Source organism: Brevundimonas denitrificans, assembly GCF_030160755.1.
Taxonomy (GTDB): domain Bacteria; phylum Pseudomonadota; class Alphaproteobacteria; order Caulobacterales; family Caulobacteraceae; genus Brevundimonas; species Brevundimonas denitrificans.
In genome coordinates, this window is the sequence record NZ_BSOY01000014.1 from 1 (window position 1) to 22,174 (window position 22,174).

Here is a 22,174-nt window from a genome sequence, read left to right on the forward strand (position 1 = left end):
GGCGGCGGCGGAGGCGGCGGCGGCGCGGCTGGCGGCGGTCTGGCGCGGCTCTGCGGCGTTCAGGGCGGCGCGGAAATCAGCGGCCTCCAGCTTGCCCAGACGGATGATGTCCAGATCCAGCGGATCGCCGTTGGTCAGGGTCTCGCCGAGCGCGACGTGGCCGTTCACCAGCGCCTCGCACCAGGCGACCAGGGGATAGTCGCTCTCGGGCGCCCCCCGCGGCATGGGGTTGGCGTAGGCCACGGCTTCGCGGAAGCGTTCGGTTTCAACCGCATCCACCCCCGGCGCGGTGGACATGACCCCGGCGTCCTGGGCCGGCGGCGGCGTCTGCGTGGCGATGACGAGGGCGGAGACGAGGCTCAGGAACATGAAGACATCCGGGAACGTGCAGCGGGAAGGTCAGACCGCAACGCTTGAACAGGGCAGATGGTTTTTCTGCGGCGACAGTCCTGAGCAAGAAATGGTCCGGGCAACAAAAAGGGCGGCGGACCCGAAGATCCGCCGCCCCAGATGTTCTCGACGTCAGGCCCTAGAAGTTGGCGGTGACACCGAAGAAGAAGTAACGGCCCAGCGCATCATACAGCTGCGGGTAGGTGTTGCCGTTGCCGGTCGTACCCACGCTGTAGGACAGTTGCGGATCGTCATCGAGGACGTTGTTGACGCCGGCACGCAGGGTGACGGTGTCCGTGATGCCCCAGGTCGCCGCCAGGTCGAGGTAGTTCTCGGCGTCGAAGTAGCGGTCCAGACGGGCGCCGCCGTTGTTCAGCGAGCCGTCAGCCGCCAGGACGGCGATTTCAGCTTCGCCGTAGTGACGCCACGTGGCCGAGATGTCCACGTCCCACGGGGTGAGCCAGGTGGCCCGGGCGCGGTGACGCCATTCCGGGTTCGGAACGCCGCACTGGTTGGCGTAGAAGCCCGTGCAGTCATAGACCGAGGCGGGGCCGCCGAGACCGGTGTCGGTCAGCAGCTCGCTCAGATAGGTGCCCACGAAGGACAGCTGCATCGAGCCCATGTTCGCCATGCCCATGTCTTCGAGGTCGAAGGCATAGTTGGAGTTCACGTCGATGCCCGAGGTGGCCAGGCCGCCGATGTTGTTGTTCAGGTCTTCAACGAAGCCCGAACCGACCCAGAGTTGGCCGCCTGCGTTACGGTTGATGCGACCGCAAGCGGCGGCATCACCCTGCGCATAGCAGAGGTCGAAGGTGTTCAGGGCGCCGACCGTCGAGATCAGGCCGTCGACCTGGATATCGAAGTAGTCGATCGAGATGTTGAAGCCCGGGACGAAGCTGGGCGTCCACACCACGCCGTAGGTGTAGGTGTCCGCTTCTTCGGGGTTCAGGTTCGGGTTGCCGCCGCCCAGGAAGTTGTACTGGCCGGCCGGGCTGTTCAGGGCGCCGCTGTCGGATTGCGCCAGGGTGACCTGGTGACCGCCGGTGCCGATGCACGCCGCCGGAATGCTGTTGTTCAGCACGCCGTCGTCGTTCAGGTCGTCGCAGGGATCGTTGTCAGCGTCGAACAGGTTGAAGCCCTGGGCCGCGAACAGTTCGATCACGTTCGGGGCGCGAACCGCGCGCGAGTAGCTGGCGCGGAAGCGGATGTCCTCGATCGGGGCGTAGTCGGCGCCGACCTTGTAGGTGTCGGTCCCGACGTTCTCGTACTCCGAACGACGATAGGCGGCGTCGATCGAGGCCGAGTAGGCCCAGGGTTGATCGTCGGCCAGCGGGATCTGGATTTCACCGAAGACTTCGGCGACGTCCGCATCACCCGAGATGCCGATCGTGGGGCCGCCCTGACCGGCGCCGTCGCCGGTCTGGAAGGCGGCGTCGGTTTCCGAAGCCAGGCCGTCGCGGCGATACTCGGCGCCGAACGCGACCTGAACGGTGCGCGAGGCGGTCGGCACCGACCAGCCCGTGTCGCCCGTGATGGCGGCGGTGACGACCTGTTGGGTCGTTTCACCGGTCTGCATCAGCGGGATCTGCAGGTAGTCGAGGGCCGCCTGGGTCACGCCGCCCGGGACGAAGATGTCGTAGGGGACGCAGGTCGTGTCGGTGCCGTTGACGACTGAGCGGCAGGTCGGGGTGCCGGCGACGTCGACGACATCGAGGGCCCGCGTCAGGCGGGTGACCGAGAAGTCGTTCAGATAGGTGCGGGCCAGGCGGACGCGCGAGAACTGCGCGGCGATGTCATAGTTCCAGCCTGCTGTGATCTCACCACGCACACCGGCGACGCCGCGGTACGAGGTATAGTTCAGGCTGTCCTGACGGCCGCCGCCTTCGACGTTACGACGGGCGACGTACATGTCGCGACGGTTGCCGGCGAGGATGTCGGCCGGGGTACAGCCGATGGCCGTCCGTTGCTGGGCCGACAGAAGCGGGCTGTCGCAGTTGATGTCGGCGACGCTGAAGAAGCTGCCCGACGGGGCGATCTGCGCGACCGACTGATAGTCCGAGAACATCAGCTGGGCGAAGACTTCCGCCTTGTCGTTGACTTCGTAACGGCCGAAGGCGCCGAGGGTGTAACGCTCATCCGGGCGCTGGTAGTAGTTCAGCGGGCCGAAGTTGTAGGCGTTCACGTTGCCGTTGTACGGAACGAAGGTCCGGCCCGTGCCGATGGTGTAGGCGAAGGTCGAGAAGTCCGTGAACTGGCCGGGGAACGAGGTGCCCGAGCCGCCGCAGGAATAGGTGGTCGGACCCGAGCCGGCGTTCGGCGCGCCGAGCGAACAGGCCGAATAGTCGCGGTCGGCCTGCAGGATCGGGTTGTTGTTGCGGTAGCCGGCGTAGGCCATCACGTTGCCGCGGCCGTCGGGCGAGGAAACGCCGAGGGTCACGTTCAGCGAGCGGCTTTCGCCGTCGGAGACGTTGTCGTCCGGCAGCACGAACTGGGCGGCGTTGGTCGTGGCGCGGCGGGCGATTTCAGCCCGCAGGTTGCCGACGCCGTCATAGTCGTTGTTGTGCTGATAGAAGCCGTACTGGGCGTCGACCTGCAGACCTTCGAAGTCCTTCTTCATGATGAAGTTGACGACGCCGGCGACAGCGTCCGAGCCGTACACGGCGGAGGCGCCGCCGGTCAGGACTTCAACGCGCTCGACCAGCTGTTCCGGGATCTGGTTCAGGTCGGCCGCATCGTCGTTCGGCGAGCCGTAGCCCATCCGGCGACCGTCGATCAGCACCAGGGTGCGCGACGAACCGAGGTTGCGCAGCGACACCGTGGCCGTGCCCGAGGCGCCGTTGGCGACCGTCGAGTTCTGGGCGGCGAAGGCTTGCGGCAGCTGCGAGATCAGGTCTTCGACCCGGGTCACACCCGCGACGTCGATGTCCTCGCCGGTGACCTGCGTCACCGGGCTGGTGGTGACCAGGTTGGTTTGCGGGATGCGCGAACCGGTGACGATGACATCGTCGAGGTCCTGCGACGCCGGGGCGTCCTGGGCCATGGCCGGCGCGGCGAAGGCGAGAGCGGCGAATCCGCCGATCATCGTCGTCGACAGCAGCCGATTACGGATTTTCTGGGTTCTCAAAGGTCGTCTCCTGATGTTCGGCAGCTTCCGGAATCCGGGCTCCCGCGGCCTTAGAATGGAATATTCCCTTCCCCCGCGGACGGAATCCGACCGCAGTTGCGTAAGGTTATGCGCTGCGCCGACGCTTTCGCCAGCCAAATTACCAGACTGTAACTCTGTCGAAGCGTTACTGTCGTATTTAGGCCACGATACGGACACAGGCGCTGTTGCGGGGCGGGAGTTGACCCTGGGGCTGTCTTGTCCGACTGAAGTCGGGGGTCCCGAAGCGGGTTTTTTATCGAGGTTGAACCGATGTCTTTGATTTCCGGCCTTGCTGCGCTGGCGGCGGCCTCGACCCTCTCGACCCAGGCCGCGCCCGCGCAGGAACGCCCCGAGACGCTCGCCCGGCTGATGGCCTGCCGCGGCATTGCCGACAACACCGCGCGGCTGGCCTGTTTCGACACCGCGGCCGGGGCGCTGGACACGGCTGAACGGCAGGGCGACGTCGTGGTTATCGACCGCGCCGGGGTCGCCGAGACCCGCCGCCAGTTGTTCGGCTTCGAGATGCCGTCGCTGCCCCGCCTGTTCGGCCCCGAAGGCGCCGCCGAGATCGAAGCTATCGAGTCGACGCTGCAGGGCGCCTCGCTGGTCGGCGAGGGCCGCTGGGTCTTCCGCCTCGAAGACGGAAGCGTGTGGCGGCAGATCGATTCCGAACGCGTCCGCTTCCAGAACCGCCCCGGTCAGCCCGTCCGGGTCCGCAAGGCCACCCTCGGCAGCTTCCTGCTGACCGTAGGCGACAGCCGGGCCGTCCGGGTGCGGAGACAGTAGCGGTGACGCTTCGCGCGCTGTCGCCGACCGTCTCGGTTTCGGCGCAGCTTTCCCCGGACGTCATGCCGGCCCTGGCGGCGTCCGGCTTCGGCCGCGTCATCAGCAATCGTCCGGACGGCGAGGACCCCGGCCAGCCTACGGTCGCCGTGATGGAAGCGGCCGCGCGGGATGCAGGCCTGGCCTTTGCCTGGATCCCGGTGACCGGCCTGCCGGGGCCGGATCAGGTCGCGGCGGTGGCGGAGTTGCTGGCGGATGGCGCGCCGACGGTGATGTTCTGCCGGTCCGGCATGCGCTCGGCCGCCGCCTGGGCCATGGCGGAGCGGCTCAAGGGGGCGGATTCGCAAGAGTTGCGCGCCGCCGCCGCGGCGGCGGGCTACGACCTCGGCCGGGTTCCGCTGTAAGGACCTAGCGCAGGATCGCCACGCGGGTGGCGTAGGGCGCCGGTTCCGGCGTGCAGGACGCCACGGCGAGTTGCATCGCCATGAGACACAGGAAGGCCGCCGCGATGGGCTGGAGCCGATTTGAGACAGCCAGGGCGATGGAAACGGCCACTTTGGGCACTCCGCAGAAGATTTACGAAGTCCTAACGCAAGGGGCGGGCCGCGCCTGATGATCCCCTTCGTCCCGATGCCGGCGTTCGAATATGGACGGACCGATGCGGTCTCGCCCCTGATCCGGCGCGTGATCGCCAACAATCCGGGGCCTTTCACCTTCACCGGGACCGGCACCTATGTCGTGGGGCGCGGCGAGGTCGGGGCAGGCGTGGCGGTGATCGATCCAGGTCCGCTGGACGAGACCCATCTGGCGGCCTTGCTGGCGGCGGTGGAGGGCCAGACGGTCAGCCATGTGCTGGTGACCCATACCCACCGCGACCACGCCCCCCTCGCCCGGCCCTTCGCCGAGGCCGTCGGCGCGCCGGTTCTGGCCGCCCGGCCCCCGGCGCGGACGGTCCACACTTCGGCGTCGCTGGACGAGGAGGACGACGAGACCTTCCGGCCCGACATCGTCCTGACGGGCGGGGAGCGGCTGCAGGGCGACGGCTGGACGATCGAGGCCCTGCCGACGCCGGGCCACGCCTCCAACCATATGGCCTTCGTCCTTGAGGAACAGAACGCCCTGTTCAGCGGGGACCACGTCATGGGCTGGTCCACGACCATCGTGGCGCCGCCCGACGGCGACATGGCCGCCTATATGGCCAGTCTGGACGCGGTCATCGCGCGCGGCTTCTCAACGATCTGGCCCACCCACGGCGCGCCGATCACCGAGCCCGGGCCTTTTCTCGAAGCCTACAAGGCGCACCGGCTGGCCCGCGAAGCCCAGGTCCTGGCCCGGCTCGCGGCCGGGGACCGGCGGATCGCCGACATGGTCCCGGTCCTCTACGCCGCCGTCGATTCGCGGCTGTGGCCGGCCGCCAGCCTGTCGGTCTGGGCCCACCTGATCGCGCTCGAACAGACGGGGATCGTGAGGGCCGCTCCCGGACCGGCGATCGATGCGGACTGGACCCTGGTCTGAGTTCAACCGGCGGAGCGGAGGGTTTCGCTGATGGCGGTCGCCATGCGGCAGGCCTCGCCGCCGTGGGGCCGATGGTCGCGGGCGGCGACGCGAATGTCGGTGCGGCCCGGCCGGATGCGGATCACGGCGTCATGGTCGAAGCCGAACCAGAAGCCTTCCTGGCTGCCGTCGGCCCGGGCCACGCCCGCGCCGCGCAGGGTGAAGCCGGCCTGTTCGAGGGCGTAGATCGCGGCGGTCGGCGCGATCTGGCGCATGACCGGCAGGGCGCCGGGGCAGGCCTCCGCGCCCACGGCCGGACCGGGCCCCTGCCCGCCTCGCTCCTCGCCGAGGTCGCCGAAGCCCGGAACCTCGGTCAGATCGGTGCTGACGTTCTCGACCGGACCGGCCGCAAGACGGGCCTTCTGCCAGATGAAGCCGCCGAGAGTCGCCCCGGCGACCAGCACGGCGGCGATCGCCGGAAGGCCCAGTTTGCGGAAATTGCCGAACGACAGGACGAGGGCGCCGAGGGCCGCCGCCGCGCCGACGAAGGCGAGGAACCAGCCCGCCCCCAGGGTCAGCAGGTCATAGCCGATCTCGACCGGCCAGGCCCCGACCCGCGTGCCCAGGGCCGCGACCAGCACCAGGACCGGCGCGGCCAGCGCGAGGAGGGCCAGGGCCTGGACGCGCCCGGCGCCGGGCGTGCGGCGCGCCATCGTCTCAGGCCCCCGCTGTCGGCAGACGATAGTCTTTCATCCGCTCGCGCAGCAGCTTCTTGTCGATCTTGCCCGTGGCGCCGAGGGGGATGTCGTCGACGAAGACGACGTCGTCCGGCATCCACCATTTGGCGATCTTGCCCTGCAGGAAGTCGAGGTGCTCCTGCTTGTTCTGGGCCTGACCGGGCTTCAGCTTGACGATCAGCACGGGCCGTTCGTCCCACTTCGGATGGGCCGCGCCGATGACGGCGGCCAGTTCGACGGCGGGGTGGCCGACGGCGATGTTCTCGATCTCGATCGAGCTGATCCACTCGCCGCCGGACTTGATCACGTCCTTGGCGCGGTCGGTGATCTGCATGAAGCCCTGCTCGTCGATGGTCGAGACGTCGCCGGTGTCGAAGAAGCCCTCATGGTCGAGAATGTCGCCGCCCTCGCCCTTGAAATAGGCCCCGGCGATGGTCGGCCCCTTGATCATCAGGCGGCCGTAGGTGTGCCCGTCGTGCGGCATCTCCTGACCGGCGTAATTCTTGAGCTTGAGTTCGACGCCCAGCGGCGGCGTGCCCTGTTTGACCCGCCACTTCATCTGCTCGTCATACGGCAGGGCGGCGAGTTCCGGGGTCATGGTCGACAGGGTGCCGATGGGCGAGGTCTCGGTCATGCCCCAGCCCTGCAGCACCTCGATATTGAACTCGTCATGGAAGGCGCGGATCAGGCTCTCGGGCACGGCCGAGCCGCCGATCAGGACCTTCTTGACCGTCGGGATCTTCAGATTGTGCTCGCGCAGGTGGGCCAGCAGGCCCTGCCACACGGTCGGCACGGCGGCCGAGAAGGTGACGCCCTCCTTCTCGATCAGCTCATAGATGGCCTCCCCGTCCATGCGCGCGCCCGGCATGACCAGCTTGGCGCCGGAGGCCGGGCCGGCGAAGGCGATGCCCCAGGCGTTGGCGTGGAACATCGGCACCACCGGCAGGATCACCTCGCTCGGCGACGGCCCCAGCACGGTGGCCTGCATCCCCAGCAGCGTGTGGATGAAGTTCGAGCGGTGCGAATACAGCACCCCCTTCGGGTTTCCGGTCGTGCCCGAGGTGTAGCAGAGGCCGCAGGCCGTCTGTTCGTCGAACCCGCCCCAAGCGACGTCTTCCGAAGCGGATCCCAGCAGGGCTTCGTAGCATTCGGCGCCCGGCAACTTCGTCGCCGGCATGGTCAGTTCGTCGGTCATGACGATGACGCGCTGGACGCTCGGGCAGTGCGGCAGGATGGCTTCCAGCAGGGGGATGAAGGTCAGGTCGACGAAGATGATGCGGTCTTCGGCGTGGTTGATGATGTAGATCAGCTGTTCCGGGAACAGCCGCGGGTTCAGGGTATGGCAGACAGCCCCCATGCCCATGATGCCGTACCAGGCCTCCATGTGGCGGCTGGTGTTCCAGGCCAGGGTGGCGATCCGGTCGCCGACCTTGATGTCCCAGCCCTTCAGGACGCTGGTGACCCGCCTGGCCCGGGCATGGATCTCGGCATAGGTGGTGCGGACGATCGGCCCCTCGATCGACCGGGTGACCACCTCCCGGTGGCCATGCCAGTTCTTCGAATGGTCGAGGATCTTGTCGACCGTCAGCGGCCAGTCCTGCATCAATCCAAGCATCGCGATCCCTCAAGCCTGCGCCTGCTTTTCGAGGCGCTTGAACTCCACGCTATCGGCGTGATCGGTGATAAGCAACGTGACGTCAGGTCACCCCGCCGCTAGACGAGCCTGGCGAAATGTCGTTACGGGTCCTGGAAGCGGTTCATGCCCATCCTCATCGCCATCACCGGCGGCTCCGGCTCAGGCAAGAGCACGCTCGCCGAGGCCCTGGTCGCGGCCCTGCCCGACGGGACGGCGGTGCTGCTGCGCGAGGATTCCTACTACCGCGACGCGGCCGGCCTGCCCGATTTCGACCCCGCCACCTTCGACTTCGACGATGTCGCGGCCCGCGACCACGAACTGATGATCCGCGATCTCGCCGAACTGAAGGCCGGGCGGGACATCGTGGCCCCCCTCTATTCGTTCATCCACCATGGACGCGAGCCGGGAGGCGAGCCTGTCCGGGCCGCCGAGGTCGTCATTGTCGAGGGCACCCATGTGCTGTGCACGCCGGAACTGACGGTCCTGTTCGACATCCGGGTGTTCGTCGACACCCCGGCCGACATCCGTTTCATCCGTCGCCTGCTGCGCGACCAGACCGAGCGCGGACGCACCCCGGATTCGGTGATCGCCCAGTATCTGGCGACGGTGCGTCCGGGGCATGAACGGCTGACCGAACCCTCGCGGCTGAACGCGGACTTCATCGTGGCCGACGCCACGGCCGCGGTGCGGCTGGAAGACCCCCAGGCCGTGGTCCGGCTGGCCGCGCCGGTACTGGCCCACCCGCTGCTGGCACCCCTGATCGGCTGACGAAGCGAACAACGTTCGCCCGCCCCTTGACCCGTCGTGGGCTCAGGCGTCACCCTGCGAAGCTATGCGAGTGATGAATTCCATGCACGGCCCCGGCGTCCGTTCTTCCTTTCCCCCCGATCCCAAACGACAGGCGATCCTCCAACAGGCCCGCAAGGCCTTCGTCAGTGAGGGATACGCCGCGACCAGGATCGAGCCGATTGCGCGGGAAGCGGGTGTTTCGACCGCGACCCTCTATGCCCTGTTCGACGGCAAGGCCCAGCTGTTCTCGCTCGTCATCGACGAGGCCGCCGAGGATTTCGCACAGCAGATGGCCCGGCTCGGAACCATCGAAGGCGACGCCCGCCAGCAGTTGGTCAGTTTCGCCGAAGCCTATGCCGATTTCATGAGCGACCCGTTCGTTCGCGCGGTCTTCCGTCTGGTGATGGCCGAACGTCCCCGGTTCCAGGCCGTGGCCCTGAGGTTCTTCGAAAAGGGTCGGGAGGCGTTCGGCGCGACGCTGATCGGCATATTGACCGCCCTGTCGAAATCCGGCGCGCTGCGGCCGATCGAGCGGCCGTCCTGGGCGGCGGGGCATCTGATGGGGATGGTCGAACACCCGGTCTTCTTCGTACCGCTGGTCACCGGCGACGAGATCAAGGTCCGGCGCACGAACGCCGCGATCGTCGAGGACGCGGTCGACACCTTCCTGGCCCGCTACGGGGTCTGAGGGCTCAGGGCCAGAGGCGGGTCTTCGTCCAGTCCACGCCCACGCGGTCGAAGCGCAGACGGTCATGCAGGCGGAACGGCCGGTCGCGCCAGAATTCGACGGTTTCCGGAATCACGCGCCAACCGGTCCAGCGCGCGGGCCGGGGCACGTCCTGGTCCGCGAACCGCTCCGTCTCGCGCGCCACGGCGGCTTCCAAAGCCGCGCGGCTGTCCAGTGGCCGGGACTGGTCCGAGGCCCAGGCCCCGATGCGGCTCTCGCGGGCCCGGCTGGCGAAATAGGCGTCGGCCTCGGCCGCGCTGACGGGCTCGATCTCGCCCCGCACCCGCACCTGCCGCCGCAGCGACTTCCAGTGGAACAGCAGGGCCGCGCGGGGATGGGCGGCCAAGGCCAGACCCTTGGCGCTCTCGCGGTTGGAGTAGAAGGTGAAGCCGCGCGCATCGACGTCCTTGAGAAGCACGATCCGGGCGTCCGGGACGCCGTCGGCGTCGACGGTCGCCAGGGTCATGGCGTTGGGGTCGTTCGGCTCGCTCCCTGTCGCATCGGCCAGCCACTCGACAAACAGGCCGGTCGGCTCGGCGCGGTCGAAGATGGATTCGTCGCCATTGGCGGCCAGGGCGGCGGCGTAGTGCTCCGCATATTCCTCGCGGGTCGGGCTGGGGGGGATCACAGGTGCGGTCATGGCTTGCAGATAGACCCTCCCGGCCCGGCTGGGGAGAGGCTTCACGGTTAACCGGGTCTTGACCATGTGCAGGGCCTTAGTGCGCCGATGCGCGCCCGATCGCACCCTGAAGTCGCCTCGACCCGCGAGGCCTATGCCCTGCTTGGCCTGACCGGCCCGGTGGAGGGCGAGGCGCTGACCGCGGCCTTCCGTATCGCCATCAAGGCCGCGCGACCCGAAGCCGCAGGCGGCAGCGAGGCGCGGTTCCGCCAGACGATCGCGGCCTGGCGACTGATCCAGAGGCAGACCGCCCCCCTGGCGCTGGCCGCCCCCGCGGCGCCGCCGCCCGCCGCCCCGGTGCTGGCGATCAGTCCGCTCGACGCGCTGAACGGCGGCGCGGTTGAGGTCCGGATCGGCGGGCGTCTGTTGCGCGTCCGGGTTCCCGCGGGCCTGCGCACCGGCGAGCATCTTCGCTTGAAGGCGGCGGGCGAGGACGGGGCGACCCTGTATCTGCCGGTGCTGGTGCGCGGCGCGCACGGGCTGAGCGCGGTCGGCGACGACCTTTATATGACCTGCCCGGTGTCCCCTCGCCTGCTGGCGGACGGCGGACGGCTGGAGGTCGAGACCCATGCGGGCCCGCGCTCGGCCTGGCTGGTCGCGGGGCATCAGCCGTTGCGGCTGAGGCTGAAGGGTCTGGGTCTCCCGGCGCGCGGCGGCCGTCCGCAGGGGCATCTGTTCGTGACCCTCGAGCCCTCCGAGGCGGCCCCGTCGCCTGCGGAAGACCTGCTGGTCCGCTTCACACGCGTCTGGACGCCGGACCGGCTGGCGGCTTAGGTCGTCCGATGTCCCACAACAGCTTCGGCCATCTGTTTCGCGTGACGACCTGGGGCGAGAGCCACGGGCCGGCGATCGGCTGCGTCGTCGACGGCTGTCCGCCGCTGATCCCCCTGACCGAGGCCGACCTGCAGCCCTGGCTCGACCGGCGCAAGCCGGGCGGCAGCCGCTTCGTCACCCAGCGGCGGGAGAGCGATATGGCGCGCATCCTGTCCGGCGTGTTCGACGACGGGAACGGTCCGGTGACCACGGGCGCCCCGATCGCCATCCAGATCGAGAATGAGGACGCCCGTTCGAAGGACTATGGCGAGATCGCCCGCGCCTTCCGGCCGGGGCATGCGGACTTCACCTACCAGGCCAAATACGGCGTCCGCGACCATCGCGGCGGCGGCCGCTCCTCGGCGCGCGAGACGGCCATGCGGGTGGCGGCCGGGGCGGTGGCGCGCAAGGTGCTCGGCGACGGGGTGCGCATCCGCGCCGGAGTCGTCCAGCTGGGGCCGCACCGGATTGCGCCCGACACTGTTGATTTCGACGCGGTGTACGACAACGCCCTGTTCGCGGCTTCGGCTGAAGTTGTGCCTGCGTGGGAGGGCTATCTGGACGGCGTGCGCAAGGCGGGGTCGTCGATCGGCGCCGTGGTGGCGCTGGAGGTCACCGGCCTGCCCGCCGGCTGGGGCGCGCCAGTCTATGGCAAGCTGGACGCCGAACTGGCGGCGGCGATGATGTCGATCAATGCGGTCAAGGGCGTCGAGATCGGCGCGGGCTTCGGCGCCGCTGAACTGACGGGGGAAGAGAACGCCGACGCCATGCGGCTGGGCGAGGACGGACGGCCGGTCTTCCTGTCCAACCATGCGGGCGGGGTGCTGGGCGGCATATCGACGGGCCAGCCGCTGACGGCGCGGGTGGCCTTCAAGCCCACCTCCTCGATCCTGACGCCGGGCCAGACGATTACGCGAGACGGGGCAGAGGCCGAGGTGCGCACCAAGGGCCGTCACGACCCCTGCGTGGCCCTGCGCGGCGTGCCGGTGGTCGAGGCCATGGCGGCCTGTGTGCTGGCGGATGCGATGCTGCGGCATCGGGCTCAGATCGGCTGACCCCTTTCCGCCACCGATACTGTTGCTTATATAGACGCCAGCGAGGTTCATAACCCTCGGAGTCCCGGGAGCATCCCCATGATCGACGTTCGACCCTTCAACACCCTCGGCGGCGCCAACCACGGCTGGCTGAACGCCAAACACCATTTCTCCTTCGCCAACTACTACGACCCGAACCGCATGAGCTGGGGCCGGCTGCGCGTCTGGAACGACGACGAGATCGCCGCCCAGTCGGGCTTTCCGCCCCACCCTCACGCCGACATGGAGATCATCACCTATGTCCGCACCGGGGCCATCACCCATGAGGATTCCATGGGCAACCGCGGCCGCACCGGCGCCGGCGACGTCCAGGTGATGAGCGCGGGCACAGGCGTGCGCCACGCCGAGTTCAATCTCGAGAACGAGATGACCACCCTGTTCCAGATCTGGATCGAGACCGACAAGCCGGGCGCGCAGCCCGGCTGGGGCATGAAGCCGTTTCCGAAATCGGACCGGACCGGGAAATTCCAGGTGCTGGCCTCCGGCGATCCGACCGACGAGGCCCTGGCCATCAACGCCGACGCCCGGGTGCTGGGTGCGACGCTCAAGGCCGGCGAGAGCCTGACCTACAGCCTGGCCGAGGGCCGCCGCGCCTATCTGGTGCCGGCGGTCGGCGCGGTCGAGGTCAATGGCGTGCCCCTGAACGCCCGCGACGGCGCGGCGATCAAGGACGAAGCGGAGATCACGATCAACGCCCAGGCCGACGCGGAACTGGTGATGGTGGATAGCCGGTAGCGTCCCTTCTCCCCTCCGGGGGAGAAGGGCAAAGGAAAACGCCGCCCCGGGCAACCGGGGCGGCGTTTCTGTTGAGCGCTCAGACCGTCAGTGCGTCGCCGGGACCGTGCCCGGGTCCTGGATCGGCGGGGCGGCCGGCAGCGGGTCGGCGGCCTCGTCCCATTCGACCGGGGTCAGGCTGCCGGTCAGGGCCCATTTCAGGGCCTCGTCGGCGGTCTTGATCGGGATGATCTCCAGCGCGCCCTTCACATTGTCGGGCACCTCGGCGAGGTCCTTCTCGTTCTCCTCGGGGATCAGCACCGTCTTGATGCCCGAACGGAGGGCCGCCAGCAGCTTCTCCTTCAGCCCGCCGATGGCGGTGACCCGGCCGCGCAGGGTGATCTCGCCGGTCATGGCGATGTCCTTGCGGATCGGGATGCCGGTCAGGACCGAGACCATGGCGACGGTCATGGCCACGCCGGCCGAGGGACCGTCCTTGGGCGTGGCGCCGTCCGGCACGTGGACGTGGATGTCGGTCTTCTCGAACATCGGCGGCTTGACCCCGATGCTGAGCGAGCGGGCCCGCACATAGGAGGCGGCGGCGGAGATCGACTCCTTCATCACCTCCTTGAGGTTGCCGGTCACGGTCATGCGGCCGCGGCCCGGCATCTTGATCGCCTCGATGGTCAGGATCTCGCCGCCGAACTCGGTCCAGGCCAGGCCGGTGACGATGCCGACCTGATCCTCCTCGTCCGTCTCGCCGTAGCGGTATTTCCGCACGCCGGCGTATTTGGCCAGCTTCTCGTCGTCGATGGTGATCGACAGCGTCTTTTCACGCGCCATCTCGCGCACCGCCTTGCGGGCCAGGCCGCCGAGGGCGCGCTCCAGCGAGCGGACGCCCGCCTCCCGCGTATAGTAGCGGATCAGGTCGCGGATCGCGCTTTCCGGCACGATGAATTCAGCCGGCTTGAGGCCGTTCTCCGCGGTCACCTTGGGCAGGACGTGCCGCTTGGCGATCTCGACCTTCTCGTCCTCGGTATAGCCGCTGACCCGGATGATCTCCATGCGGTCCAGCAGGGGCTGGGGCATGTTGAGCGTATTGGCCGTGGTCACGAACATGACGTTGGACAGGTCGTAATCGACCTCGAGGTAGTGGTCGCCGAAGGCGTTGTTCTGCGCCGGATCCAGCACCTCGAGCAGGGCCGAGGTCGGATCGCCGCGCCAGTCGGCGCCCAGCTTGTCGATCTCGTCCAGCAGGATGAAGGCGTTGGTGGTCTTCACCTTCTTCATCGACTGGATGATCTTGCCCGGCATCGAGCCGATATAGGTCCGGCGGTGGCCGCGGATCTCGGCCTCGTCGCGCACCCCGCCCAGCGACATGCGGATGTATTCCCGGCCCGTCGCCTTGGCGATCGACTTGGCCAGCGAGGTCTTGCCCACGCCCGGAGGGCCGACGAGGCACAGGATCGGCCCCTTCAGCGTGTTCGTGCGCGCCTGGACGGCCAGATACTCGATGATCCGTTCCTTGACCTTCTCAAGCCCGTAGTGGTCCTCCTCGAGGATCTCCTCAGCCTTGTTGAGGTCAATGGGTTTAGTCTTGGCCTTGCCCCACGGGATCGACAGCAGCCAGTCCAGATAGTTGCGGACGACCGTCGATTCCGCCGACATCGGCGACATGTTGCGCAGCTTCTTGACCTCGGCCTCGGCCTTGATCCGGGCTTCCTTGGACAGGCGCGTCTTACGGATGCGCTTCTCCAGCTCCATGATCTCGTCACGGCTGTCGTCAGTCTCGCCCAGCTCGCGCTGGATCGCCTTCATCTGCTCGTTCAGATAATATTCGCGCTGGGTCTTCTCCATCTGGCGCTTGACGCGCGAGCGGATCTTCTTCTCGACCTGGAGGACGGAAATCTCGCCCTCCATCAGGCCGTAGACCTTCTCCAGCCGGGCCGGGACGGCGATGGTTTCCAGCAGACCCTGCTTGTCGCCGATCTTGACCGACAGATGGGCCGCCACGCTGTCGGCCAGCTTGGACGGGTCGGTGATCTGCGGGATGGAGCTGAGGGCCTCCGGCGGGACCTTCTTGTTCAGCTTCACATAGTTTTCGAACTGCTCGATCACCGCGCGCAGCAGGGCTTCCGACTGGGCGGGCTCGCCCGGATCGTCGGCGATCTCGACGGCCTCGGCCTCGAAATATTCCGTGCGGTCGGTGAATTTGGTCAGGCGCGCGCGGCTCTTGCCCTCGACCAGCACCTTGACGGTGCCGTCGGGCAGTTTGAGCAGCTGCAGCACCGTCGCCAGGACGCCGATCGGATAGATGGCGTCGGCGGAGGGGTCGTCATCGACGCTGTTCTTCTGGGTGGCCAGCAGGATCTGCTTTTCGCCCTTCATGATCTCGTCGAGCGCCTTGACGGACTTCTCGCGGCCAACGAACAGCGGCACGACCATGTGCGGAAAGACGACGATGTCTCTCAGCGGCAGGACGGGCAGGGTTTTGGTCTCGGACATAATGCCTACTCTCACGGGGTCCTCGTTCATCTCGGACCCGCCGCGGCGGCGTGCGGAGCGCCTGTGCCCCGCCGTTTCGACTCGGCCCGCCATTCAGCGGCCTTCGGATGAGTATGTGGTTTACGATCGGCGCGGTTCAAGCGTGACGGGCGCCGAACGACTCCTTCCATCCACAGACCGCAAGGCTGCATGATTCCGGAGGGACGGGCGGCTGCGACGCATGGATCTTGCATGAAACCGCGCGGGGCCGCCGTCCCGTGGCCGTAGCGGCCTGTGGCCGCCGCGCATCATCGTGTGTCAGCCGACGTCGAGGAGGCACGGAAAAGGGCGGGCCCGTCGCCGGATCCGCCCCTCCCTTGTCGTTTCCGGGTCTCGATCAGGCCGCGCTGTCGGGAGCGGCCTTCTTGGACTTGGTCTCGGAATAGATGAGCAGCGGCTGGGCCTTGCCCTCGATGACCTCGGCGTTGACCACCACTTCCTCGACGCCTTCGAAGGTCGGCAGTTCGAACATCGTCTCCAGCAGGATGCCTTCGAGGATCGAACGCAGGCCACGGGCGCCGGTCTTGCGGGTGATGGCCTTCTTGGCCACCGCGATCAGGGCGTCGTCGGTGAACGTCAGATCGACATTCTCCATCTCGAACAGGCGCTTGTACTGTTTGACCAGGGCGTTCTTGGGCTCGGTCAGGATGGTGACCAGGGCCGGCTCGTCCAGATCTTCCAGCGTCGCCAGCACAGGCAGACGGCCGATGAACTCGGGGATCAGGCCGAAGCGCATCAGGTCGTCCGGCTCGACGCCCTTGAGGATGTCGCCGGTGCGGCGCTCGTCGATTTCCTTGACCTTGGCGCCGAAGCCGATCGAGGCCCCGTCGCCGCGCGCCGCGATGACCTTCTCCAGGCCGGAGAAGGCGCCGCCGACGATGAACAGGATGTTGGCCGTGTCGACCTGCAGGAATTCCTGCTGCGGATGCTTGCGGCCGCCCTGCGGGGGGACGGAGGCGACGGTGCCTTCCATGATCTTCAGCAGGGCCTGCTGCACGCCCTCGCCCGAGACGTCACGGGTGATCGACGGATTGTCAGACTTGCGCGAAATCTTGTCGATCTCGTCGATGTAGACGATGCCGCGCTGGGCCCGTTCGACATTGTAGTCCGACGCCTGGAGCAGCTTGAGGATGATGTTCTCGACGTCCTCGCCGACATAACCGGCTTCGGTCAGGGTCGTGGCGTCGGCCATGGTGAAGGGCACGTCGATGATCCGCGCCAGCGTCTGGGCCAGCAGCGTCTTGCCCGAGCCGGTCGGCCCGATCAGCATGATGTTGGACTTGGCCAGTTCGACGTCGTTGTTCTTCGTCGCGTGGTTCAGCCGCTTGTAGTGGTTGTGAACGGCGACCGAGAGCACCTTCTTGGCGTGCGACTGGCCGATGACGTAGTCGTCCAGAACCTCGCGGATCTCCTTGGGCGACGGCACGCCGTCCTTGGCCTTGGAGAACGAGATTTTGTGCTCTTCACGGATGATGTCCATGCAGAGTTCGACGCATTCATCGCAGATGAACACGGTCGGTCCGGCGATGAGCTTGCGCACTTCGTGCTGGCTCTTCCCGCAGAACGAGCAGTAGAGCGTGCTCTTGGCGTCGGTGCCGGCGGCTTTGGTCATCGAGTCTTCTCACTCCCGCGGTTCGCCCCGATATGGGGCTAACGCGCATCCTTCGCGTTTGATTCCCGGACAATGGGCGCAAAGGTCTTCAAAAATTGACAATCACCCATACCGAGCCCCGCCACAACCCCGACCAAGCTGGGCCGGAGTCCGAAGCGGACATCACACTGTTGAGGGAGATCGCGGCGAATGTCTGACATGGGAAGCCCTGCCCTGATTCACCAGCCGCACCGCAAGGATCAGGCCATCGTCGCCTTCGATTTCGACGGTACGCTGACGGTACGTGACAGTTTCACCGCCTTCCTGCGTTGGCGGGCGGGCGCGGGCGGCTGGTTCGGGGGACTGGCGAGGATGGCGCCGGACCTGGCGGCCTATGTCGGTGACCGGGACCGGGGGCGGCTCAAGGCCGCCTCGGTGCGGGAGTTTCTGAAGAGCGTGCCCCGAATCCAGCTGGAAGCCGACGCCGAGGCCTTCGCCGGCCAGGTCTGGCCCGGCTTCATGCGCCATGACGCCCTCGCCTGCTGGAAGGACTGGGGAAGGCGGGGGGCGTATCGCGTCATCGTCACCGCCAGCCCCGAGACCACCGTCGCTCCGTTCGCGCGGCGTCTGGAAGCGGACGCCCTTCTGGGCACGCCGCTGGTGTTTGACGGCGACGACCGCGTGGCGGGCGCCTTCGCCAGCCCGAACTGCCGGGGCGAGGAAAAGGTGCGGCGGCTGAGGGCGGCGTTCGGTGACGATATGCAGCTGGCGGCGGCCTATGGGGACACCACGGGCGACACGGAGATGCTGGCCATCGCGGACGAGGCCGGGTTCCGGCGGTTCAAGGGCTGACGGGCGTCAGCGGCCGTCGGCATCCACTTCGAACACCATGTCCTTGCCGCGCGAGGTCGGATTCCAGCCCGCCTCAATCGAGGCCGAGACTGCGTTGCGCACGCTCTCGACGTTGACCCGCTGCTTTTCCATGTCAGGCCGGCCGTTCGGGCGCATCGGCATGGGAAACTGGATGATGGCCGCCCGCGGAAAATCCTTCAGCCGCAGGCTGATCGCGATCCCGTCCCATTTGCCGCCGGCCAGCGGCCGCGGCTGGCGACGGATTTCCCACTCATAGGTCTCGCCGTCGACCTCCACGGTCCCGCTCGTTTCACGCGTATGTTCCATGCTGGCCTGATAGCACAAAAGGAAAAGGGCGCGCCGGTCACGACGCGCCCTTTCTCAACTTGCCGGCGGCGGGTGCGGATCAGACGGTCTTGACGCCGTCGCTCTCGGCCTGTTCGCGGCGGTCGTAGACGTGATCCACGATGCCCCAGGCCTTGGCTTCCTCGGCGCTCATGAAGTGGTCGCGGTCGAGGGTCTTCTCGACCTCCTCATAGGTCCGGCCGGTGTGGTGGACGTAGATCTCGTTCAGGCGGCGCTTGGTGTAGCGGATGTCGGCGGCGTGCAGTTCGATGTCCGAGGCCTGGCCGCGGAAGCCGCCCGAGGGCTGGTGCACCATGATGCGGGCGTTCGGCAGGGCCACGCGCTGGCCGGCGGCTCCGGCGGTGAGGATCAGCGAACCGGCCGAGGCGGCCATGCCCATGCACACGGTGGACACCGGCGAACGGATGTACTGCATGGTGTCGTAGATCGCGAGCGCCGACGACACCTGTCCGCCGGGGCTGTTGATATACATGCTGATTTCCTTCTTCGGGTTCTCCGACTCAAGGAACAGCAGCTGGGCGCAGATCAGCGAGGCCATGCTGTCCTCGAACGGCCCCGTCAGGAAGATGATCCGCTCGCGCAGCAGGCGCGAGAAGATGTCGAAGGCGCGCTCGCCCCGGCTGGACTGCTCGACCACCATGGGGACGAGGTTCATGTTCATCAGTTCGATGGGATCGCGCATTTCGGCCTTCTCGGGATGCATTCGGGTGCGACTCACCGGTCGCTCCCCCTGTTGGACAGGATATCGCGTTGCCGAACCGTTGACGCAAGGCGCGATGGCGTCAGGAATGCCGGATCACTCGGACGCGGTCTCCGCCGCCTCGCGCCGATCCTGGATTACGGCCTCGGCCACGGCGCGGACCTGGCTGTTGCGGTTGATGCGGAACTGGTCGTGCTCATAGAGCGCGGTCAGATACGACCGGTCCCAGTCGGTAAGGCCCGCCGGCGCCGACGCCGGGTCCGCGAACAGGTTCAGGATGGTCGGAAAGGCCGAGGTGTCGGCCTCGGCGTCGACCTGGGCGAGGGCCACCAGCGCCAGATAGTCGGCCAGCTGAACCAGGTTGGCGCCCGCCAGCCGCTCGACATCGACGATGATGACCGATCGCACCATGTCGTCGCGGATCTGGGTGCGGAGGCGGGAGGCGGCGAAGACATGAATGGTCGGCGCGGCTGGTTGGCCGGTCGCGGGATCGATGTCGCCGGGGAGTCTTACGGCGCGATCGCCCGTCTCGGCGTTGATCGGCATGCTGATCTGCCACCAGCGCACCGGCTGCTCGCCGGTCCGGAAATTCCGGAACGCCCGCGTACCGGCGTCGGTGCCGTTGTGACGCAGGTCGAAATTGCGGGGCCGGTCCTCGACAATGGCCGATGCCAGGGCCGCGCCGTCGTCTGCGGCCACGATCAGGATATTGGGCCGACAGCCGGGCTCGCCCGCCTCGACCTCCAGTTCGCGGGCGACGTCGGAGATACGGTCGACGACATACTGACCGACGTCATTGCGCAGGTTGACCGCGCCGACGCAGATCGGCCGGTTCCACCGCGCCAGGCCGCGATTGTTGGCCGGCTGGGAGACCTCGGTGACGAAATTCCGGACCAGGTTTTCCAGCTGACGGCCCTCGACGACCACGTCGTCCAGCTGGGCAGAAGGCCGCGTCGGCGGCTGCCGGGTGGGAGGCTCCTGCGCCGAGGCTGCACCAGCCGCGAGCGCGAAGGTCAGGGACAGAACGACGGGCAACGACGGCATGACAACCCCCACTGAGACAGCCTGTCCACACTGACTCCGCCACACAAACGGGTCAATCCCGTTTGCTACCATCTAAACGCGAAGTCCGCGGGTCCGATCTAGGGCTGTTCGGCGGGTTCCGGATCCTGCCGCTGGTCACGGACCATCAGGTTGACGACCTCGGATGTACGACTGCCAGGGTTCCGCCGCCGGGAAATGGAGGCGTAGAGCGAGTCCAGATAGGACCGGTCCCATTCAGTCAGGCCGGGCGCGACATCCGGTTGCCGGAAGACGTTGAGGATCGTCGGCTGGCCGGCGATGTCCGCCTCAGGCTCGATCTGCGCCAGGGTGACCATGGCGATGTAGTCCGCAACCTGGCTGAAGTCCGCCCCGCCCAGCCGGTCCACGTCGACGATGATGATCGCCTTGTACAGGACGTCGACCGTGGACACGCCCAGGCGCCCCTCCGCCGCCACAGGCTGTCGCGGCTGAAGGTCTTCACCCAGCCGAACCGTGCGCAGGCCGGTCAGGGGATCGACCGGCATGCTCAGGTGCCACCACCGCACCGGGGCGTCCGAGGTCATGAAGTGCTCCAACGCGACGTCGCCGCGGTTGAAGGCTCCCAGCTGCGGATGGTCGAAGATGCGGCGGTCCCGCTCGACCATCGCCGTGGCGAGCCCGGCCGCTTCCGTCGTGAAGATCACCACGACATTGGGGTCGCAGCCGGGACGGCCGACATCGATGTCGAGTGAGGCCGCAAGGTCTCCGATCCGGTCAGCGACGGCCTGCGCGGCCTCCCGGTCCAGGTTGACGACGCCCGGACACAGCCGGTCGTGCCAGCGCGCGAGAAACCGGCCCTTGGGCGGCGCGACGATCTCGTCAACGAACGCCCGGACCCGGCTCTCGAGCGTGCCCTCCACGACGATGTCTTCGAGTTGCCCGACGGCGGAAGGCACGGGCCGCGTCTGCGGCGCAGCGGGCTCCTGGCCGCCCGAATCCTCCAGGGCGCCCAGGGCGAGCGCGGCGATGGCGACAAACAGGGACATCCAGCCCTCCCAGGCGACGCTGAACCCTGACCCCGGCCTTGCACGCCGTCAATCGCGCAGGATCAGGGCTGTTCGAGGTCCTCAGGGTCGGGGGCGCTGCCGCGATAGGCGGCAGCGATGGCGGAGGCGACCGCCTGCACCTGGGCCCGCTGGTTGACGCGATGCGTTTCCGATCGAGGGTCGTACAGGCCGTCCAGATAGGCCCGATCCCAGCCGGTCAGGCCCGTCGGCGCTGTCGCGGGATCATCGAACAGGTTCAGGATGGTGTCGAACCGGCCGGTGTCGGCGTCGGGGTCGACCTGGGCCATGGCGACCATGGCCACATAGTCTCCCAGTTGCTGCAGACTGGCGCCGTTCAGATGATCGACATCGATGATGATGAAGACCCGCGCGAGCACGTCCTCGGTGTCGTCGTTGAGGCGGGAGGGGGCGCTGACGCGGCTCAGCGGCGCATACTGCTGGGCGGAAGGTCCGCCGGTGACCGCCCCGCTGCCCGAAACGTCGCCGGGAAGACGCACGGCCGCCCCACCGGTTTCGCGGTGCACCGGCAGACTGACATGCCACCAGCGGATGGGCCGGTCGTCGCCGATGAAATCGCGCAGTTCGGCCCCGCCGCGATCCATGCCGGCGCCGCCGACGCGAAACAGTCTCGGGCGGCGGGCGACGAAGTCCTCGGTGAAGCTGGCGGCGTCGCTTATGGCGATCACCAGGACGCTGGGGTCGCAGTCGGGTTCGCGGGGGCGAAGACCGAGGCCGCGGGCGACGTCGGAAGCCCGGTCGACAATATACTGGGCGGCCTCCGGCTCCAGATTGGCCACGCCGATGCATACGGCGTCCTTCCAGCGGGCAAGCCCGCGGCGGCGCGCCGGCGCGGCGACTTCATCAACATAGGCTTCGGCGGTGTCTTCAAGCCGCCGGGCGTCGACCACGACGTCTTCCAGCCGGACAGGGTCCTGGGAGGCAGGCGGCGTCCGGGCGGCCGGAGCGGACTGGGGCGACGCAAGCAGGGCGGCGGCCAGAAGGGCATACAACATCGACGTGTCTCCGCTTG

Annotated in this window: 21 protein-coding genes and 1 pseudogene; 9 read left to right on the forward strand and 13 right to left on the reverse strand. The window is 67.8% G+C overall.

Annotation, left to right across the window (positions count from 1 at the left end):
• Positions 1-369 (reverse strand): annotated as a pseudogene (locus tag QQJ79_RS04885) (hypothetical protein); the annotation flags it as partial.
• 160 nt (positions 370-529) lie between these two features.
• Complete coding sequence (locus QQJ79_RS04890) at positions 530-3,514, reverse strand: TonB-dependent receptor plug domain-containing protein (protein WP_284221737.1); 2,985 nt, start codon at positions 3,512-3,514, stop codon at positions 530-532.
• Positions 3,515-3,805: 291 nt separating this feature from the next.
• On the opposite strand from QQJ79_RS04890, the gene QQJ79_RS04895 reads away from it, so the two are divergent.
• Together QQJ79_RS04895 and QQJ79_RS04900 are read left to right on the forward strand one after the other, a co-directional pair.
• Positions 3,806-4,321, forward strand: coding sequence for a cell division protein FtsQ/DivIB (locus QQJ79_RS04895; RefSeq protein WP_284221739.1), 516 nt, complete (start codon positions 3,806-3,808; stop codon positions 4,319-4,321).
• A 2-nt stretch (positions 4,322-4,323) separates the two neighbouring features.
• Entirely contained in the window at positions 4,324-4,722 is a 399-nt protein-coding gene (locus tag QQJ79_RS04900; protein WP_284221741.1) for a protein tyrosine phosphatase family protein, read from the forward strand.
• Between the two features lie 4 nt (positions 4,723-4,726).
• Here the strand turns inward: QQJ79_RS04900 and QQJ79_RS04905 are convergent, their stop codons facing one another.
• The gene (locus QQJ79_RS04905; RefSeq protein ID WP_284221743.1) at positions 4,727-4,873 is read right to left on the reverse strand and encodes a hypothetical protein; all 147 of its coding nucleotides are present in this window, start codon (positions 4,871-4,873) and stop codon (positions 4,727-4,729) included.
• A 57-nt stretch (positions 4,874-4,930) separates the two neighbouring features.
• Between QQJ79_RS04905 and QQJ79_RS04910 the strand changes: the two genes are divergently transcribed.
• Entirely contained in the window at positions 4,931-5,833 is a 903-nt protein-coding gene (locus QQJ79_RS04910) for an MBL fold metallo-hydrolase (RefSeq protein WP_284221745.1), read from the forward strand.
• A 2-nt stretch (positions 5,834-5,835) separates the two neighbouring features.
• Here the strand turns inward: QQJ79_RS04910 and QQJ79_RS04915 are convergent, their stop codons facing one another.
• Together QQJ79_RS04915 and QQJ79_RS04920 are read right to left on the reverse strand one after the other, a co-directional pair.
• Positions 5,836-6,525, reverse strand: coding sequence for a DUF1499 domain-containing protein (locus QQJ79_RS04915; RefSeq protein ID WP_284221747.1), 690 nt, complete (start codon positions 6,523-6,525; stop codon positions 5,836-5,838).
• Between the two features lie 4 nt (positions 6,526-6,529).
• A complete protein-coding gene (locus tag QQJ79_RS04920; RefSeq protein ID WP_284221749.1) occupies positions 6,530-8,164 on the reverse strand; it encodes a long-chain-fatty-acid--CoA ligase in 1,635 nt (544 codons plus the stop codon).
• A 144-nt stretch (positions 8,165-8,308) separates the two neighbouring features.
• Between QQJ79_RS04920 and udk the strand changes: the two genes are divergently transcribed.
• Both udk and QQJ79_RS04930 read left to right on the forward strand, forming a co-directional pair.
• On the forward strand, positions 8,309-8,953 hold the full coding sequence (udk, locus tag QQJ79_RS04925; protein WP_284221751.1) for a uridine kinase: 645 nt from the start codon (positions 8,309-8,311) through the stop codon (positions 8,951-8,953).
• A gap of 73 nt (positions 8,954-9,026) precedes the next feature.
• A complete protein-coding gene (locus tag QQJ79_RS04930) occupies positions 9,027-9,662 on the forward strand; it encodes a TetR/AcrR family transcriptional regulator (protein WP_284221754.1) in 636 nt (211 codons plus the stop codon).
• 4 nt (positions 9,663-9,666) lie between these two features.
• On the opposite strand, the gene pdxH is transcribed toward QQJ79_RS04930, so the two are convergent.
• On the reverse strand, positions 9,667-10,341 hold the full coding sequence (gene pdxH, locus QQJ79_RS04935) for a pyridoxamine 5'-phosphate oxidase (protein WP_284221756.1): 675 nt from the start codon (positions 10,339-10,341) through the stop codon (positions 9,667-9,669).
• 87 nt (positions 10,342-10,428) lie between these two features.
• Between pdxH and QQJ79_RS04940 the strand changes: the two genes are divergently transcribed.
• The 3 genes from QQJ79_RS04940 (at position 10,429) to QQJ79_RS04950 (ending at position 13,022) form a co-directional block, all read left to right on the forward strand.
• Positions 10,429-11,154: a DnaJ C-terminal domain-containing protein gene (locus QQJ79_RS04940; RefSeq protein WP_284221758.1), complete on the forward strand. Its 726-nt coding sequence runs from the start codon at positions 10,429-10,431 to the stop codon at positions 11,152-11,154.
• An 8-nt stretch (positions 11,155-11,162) separates the two neighbouring features.
• Positions 11,163-12,248, forward strand: a complete 1,086-nt coding sequence (gene aroC, locus QQJ79_RS04945) for a chorismate synthase (RefSeq protein WP_284221759.1) — start codon at positions 11,163-11,165, stop codon at positions 12,246-12,248.
• 78 nt (positions 12,249-12,326) lie between these two features.
• Positions 12,327-13,022, forward strand: coding sequence for a pirin family protein (locus QQJ79_RS04950; RefSeq protein WP_284221760.1), 696 nt, complete (start codon positions 12,327-12,329; stop codon positions 13,020-13,022).
• Positions 13,023-13,109: 87 nt separating this feature from the next.
• On the opposite strand, the gene lon is transcribed toward QQJ79_RS04950, so the two are convergent.
• Complete coding sequence (lon, locus tag QQJ79_RS04955) at positions 13,110-15,506, reverse strand: endopeptidase La (RefSeq protein WP_284221762.1); 2,397 nt, start codon at positions 15,504-15,506, stop codon at positions 13,110-13,112.
• Between the two features lie 376 nt (positions 15,507-15,882).
• A complete protein-coding gene (gene clpX / locus QQJ79_RS04960; protein ID WP_284221764.1) occupies positions 15,883-17,157 on the reverse strand; it encodes an ATP-dependent Clp protease ATP-binding subunit ClpX in 1,275 nt (424 codons plus the stop codon).
• 189 nt (positions 17,158-17,346) lie between these two features.
• Here clpX and QQJ79_RS04965 point away from each other — a divergent pair, with 189 nt between their 5' ends.
• Positions 17,347-17,988, forward strand: coding sequence for an HAD-IB family hydrolase (locus QQJ79_RS04965; RefSeq protein WP_284221766.1), 642 nt, complete (start codon positions 17,347-17,349; stop codon positions 17,986-17,988).
• A gap of 6 nt (positions 17,989-17,994) precedes the next feature.
• On the opposite strand, the gene QQJ79_RS04970 is transcribed toward QQJ79_RS04965, so the two are convergent.
• The 5 genes from QQJ79_RS04970 to QQJ79_RS04990 form a co-directional block, all read right to left on the reverse strand.
• Complete coding sequence (locus QQJ79_RS04970) at positions 17,995-18,315, reverse strand: hypothetical protein (protein WP_284221768.1); 321 nt, start codon at positions 18,313-18,315, stop codon at positions 17,995-17,997.
• 79 nt (positions 18,316-18,394) lie between these two features.
• A complete protein-coding gene (locus QQJ79_RS04975; protein ID WP_284221819.1) occupies positions 18,395-19,036 on the reverse strand; it encodes an ATP-dependent Clp protease proteolytic subunit in 642 nt (213 codons plus the stop codon).
• A gap of 114 nt (positions 19,037-19,150) precedes the next feature.
• The gene (locus tag QQJ79_RS04980; protein ID WP_284221770.1) at positions 19,151-20,098 is read right to left on the reverse strand and encodes a hypothetical protein; all 948 of its coding nucleotides are present in this window, start codon (positions 20,096-20,098) and stop codon (positions 19,151-19,153) included.
• A 98-nt stretch (positions 20,099-20,196) separates the two neighbouring features.
• Complete coding sequence (locus QQJ79_RS04985; protein ID WP_284221772.1) at positions 20,197-21,123, reverse strand: hypothetical protein; 927 nt, start codon at positions 21,121-21,123, stop codon at positions 20,197-20,199.
• Between the two features lie 62 nt (positions 21,124-21,185).
• A complete protein-coding gene (locus QQJ79_RS04990; RefSeq protein WP_284221774.1) occupies positions 21,186-22,157 on the reverse strand; it encodes a hypothetical protein in 972 nt (323 codons plus the stop codon).
• Positions 22,158-22,174: the final 17 nt, after the last annotated feature.

Bases quoted from the DNA above. Each gene is read 5' to 3' on its own strand.
- clpX (WP_284221764.1), bottom strand. From the start codon at position 17,157: ATGACCAAAGCCGCCGGCACCGACGCCAAGAGCACGCTCTACTGCTCG.
- QQJ79_RS04930 (WP_284221754.1), top strand. From the start codon at position 9,027: ATGAATTCCATGCACGGCCCCGGCGTCCGTTCTTCCTTTCCCCCCGAT.
- QQJ79_RS04975 (WP_284221819.1), bottom strand. From the start codon at position 19,036: ATGCGCGATCCCATCGAACTGATGAACATGAACCTCGTCCCCATGGTG.
- QQJ79_RS04920 (WP_284221749.1), bottom strand. From the start codon at position 8,164: ATGCTTGGATTGATGCAGGACTGGCCGCTGACGGTCGACAAGATCCTC.
- QQJ79_RS04970 (WP_284221768.1), bottom strand. From the start codon at position 18,315: ATGGAACATACGCGTGAAACGAGCGGGACCGTGGAGGTCGACGGCGAG.
- QQJ79_RS04990 (WP_284221774.1), bottom strand. From the start codon at position 22,157: ATGTTGTATGCCCTTCTGGCCGCCGCCCTGCTTGCGTCGCCCCAGTCC.
- udk (WP_284221751.1), top strand. From the start codon at position 8,309: ATGCCCATCCTCATCGCCATCACCGGCGGCTCCGGCTCAGGCAAGAGC.
- QQJ79_RS04940 (WP_284221758.1), top strand. From the start codon at position 10,429: ATGCGCGCCCGATCGCACCCTGAAGTCGCCTCGACCCGCGAGGCCTAT.
- aroC (WP_284221759.1), top strand. From the start codon at position 11,163: ATGTCCCACAACAGCTTCGGCCATCTGTTTCGCGTGACGACCTGGGGC.
- lon (WP_284221762.1), bottom strand. From the start codon at position 15,506: ATGTCCGAGACCAAAACCCTGCCCGTCCTGCCGCTGAGAGACATCGTC.
- pdxH (WP_284221756.1), bottom strand. From the start codon at position 10,341: ATGACCGCACCTGTGATCCCCCCCAGCCCGACCCGCGAGGAATATGCG.
- QQJ79_RS04985 (WP_284221772.1), bottom strand. From the start codon at position 21,123: ATGTCCCTGTTTGTCGCCATCGCCGCGCTCGCCCTGGGCGCCCTGGAG.
- QQJ79_RS04915 (WP_284221747.1), bottom strand. From the start codon at position 6,525: ATGGCGCGCCGCACGCCCGGCGCCGGGCGCGTCCAGGCCCTGGCCCTC.
- QQJ79_RS04950 (WP_284221760.1), top strand. From the start codon at position 12,327: ATGATCGACGTTCGACCCTTCAACACCCTCGGCGGCGCCAACCACGGC.
- QQJ79_RS04895 (WP_284221739.1), top strand. From the start codon at position 3,806: ATGTCTTTGATTTCCGGCCTTGCTGCGCTGGCGGCGGCCTCGACCCTC.
- QQJ79_RS04910 (WP_284221745.1), top strand. From the start codon at position 4,931: ATGATCCCCTTCGTCCCGATGCCGGCGTTCGAATATGGACGGACCGAT.
- QQJ79_RS04980 (WP_284221770.1), bottom strand. From the start codon at position 20,098: ATGCCGTCGTTGCCCGTCGTTCTGTCCCTGACCTTCGCGCTCGCGGCT.
- QQJ79_RS04965 (WP_284221766.1), top strand. From the start codon at position 17,347: ATGTCTGACATGGGAAGCCCTGCCCTGATTCACCAGCCGCACCGCAAG.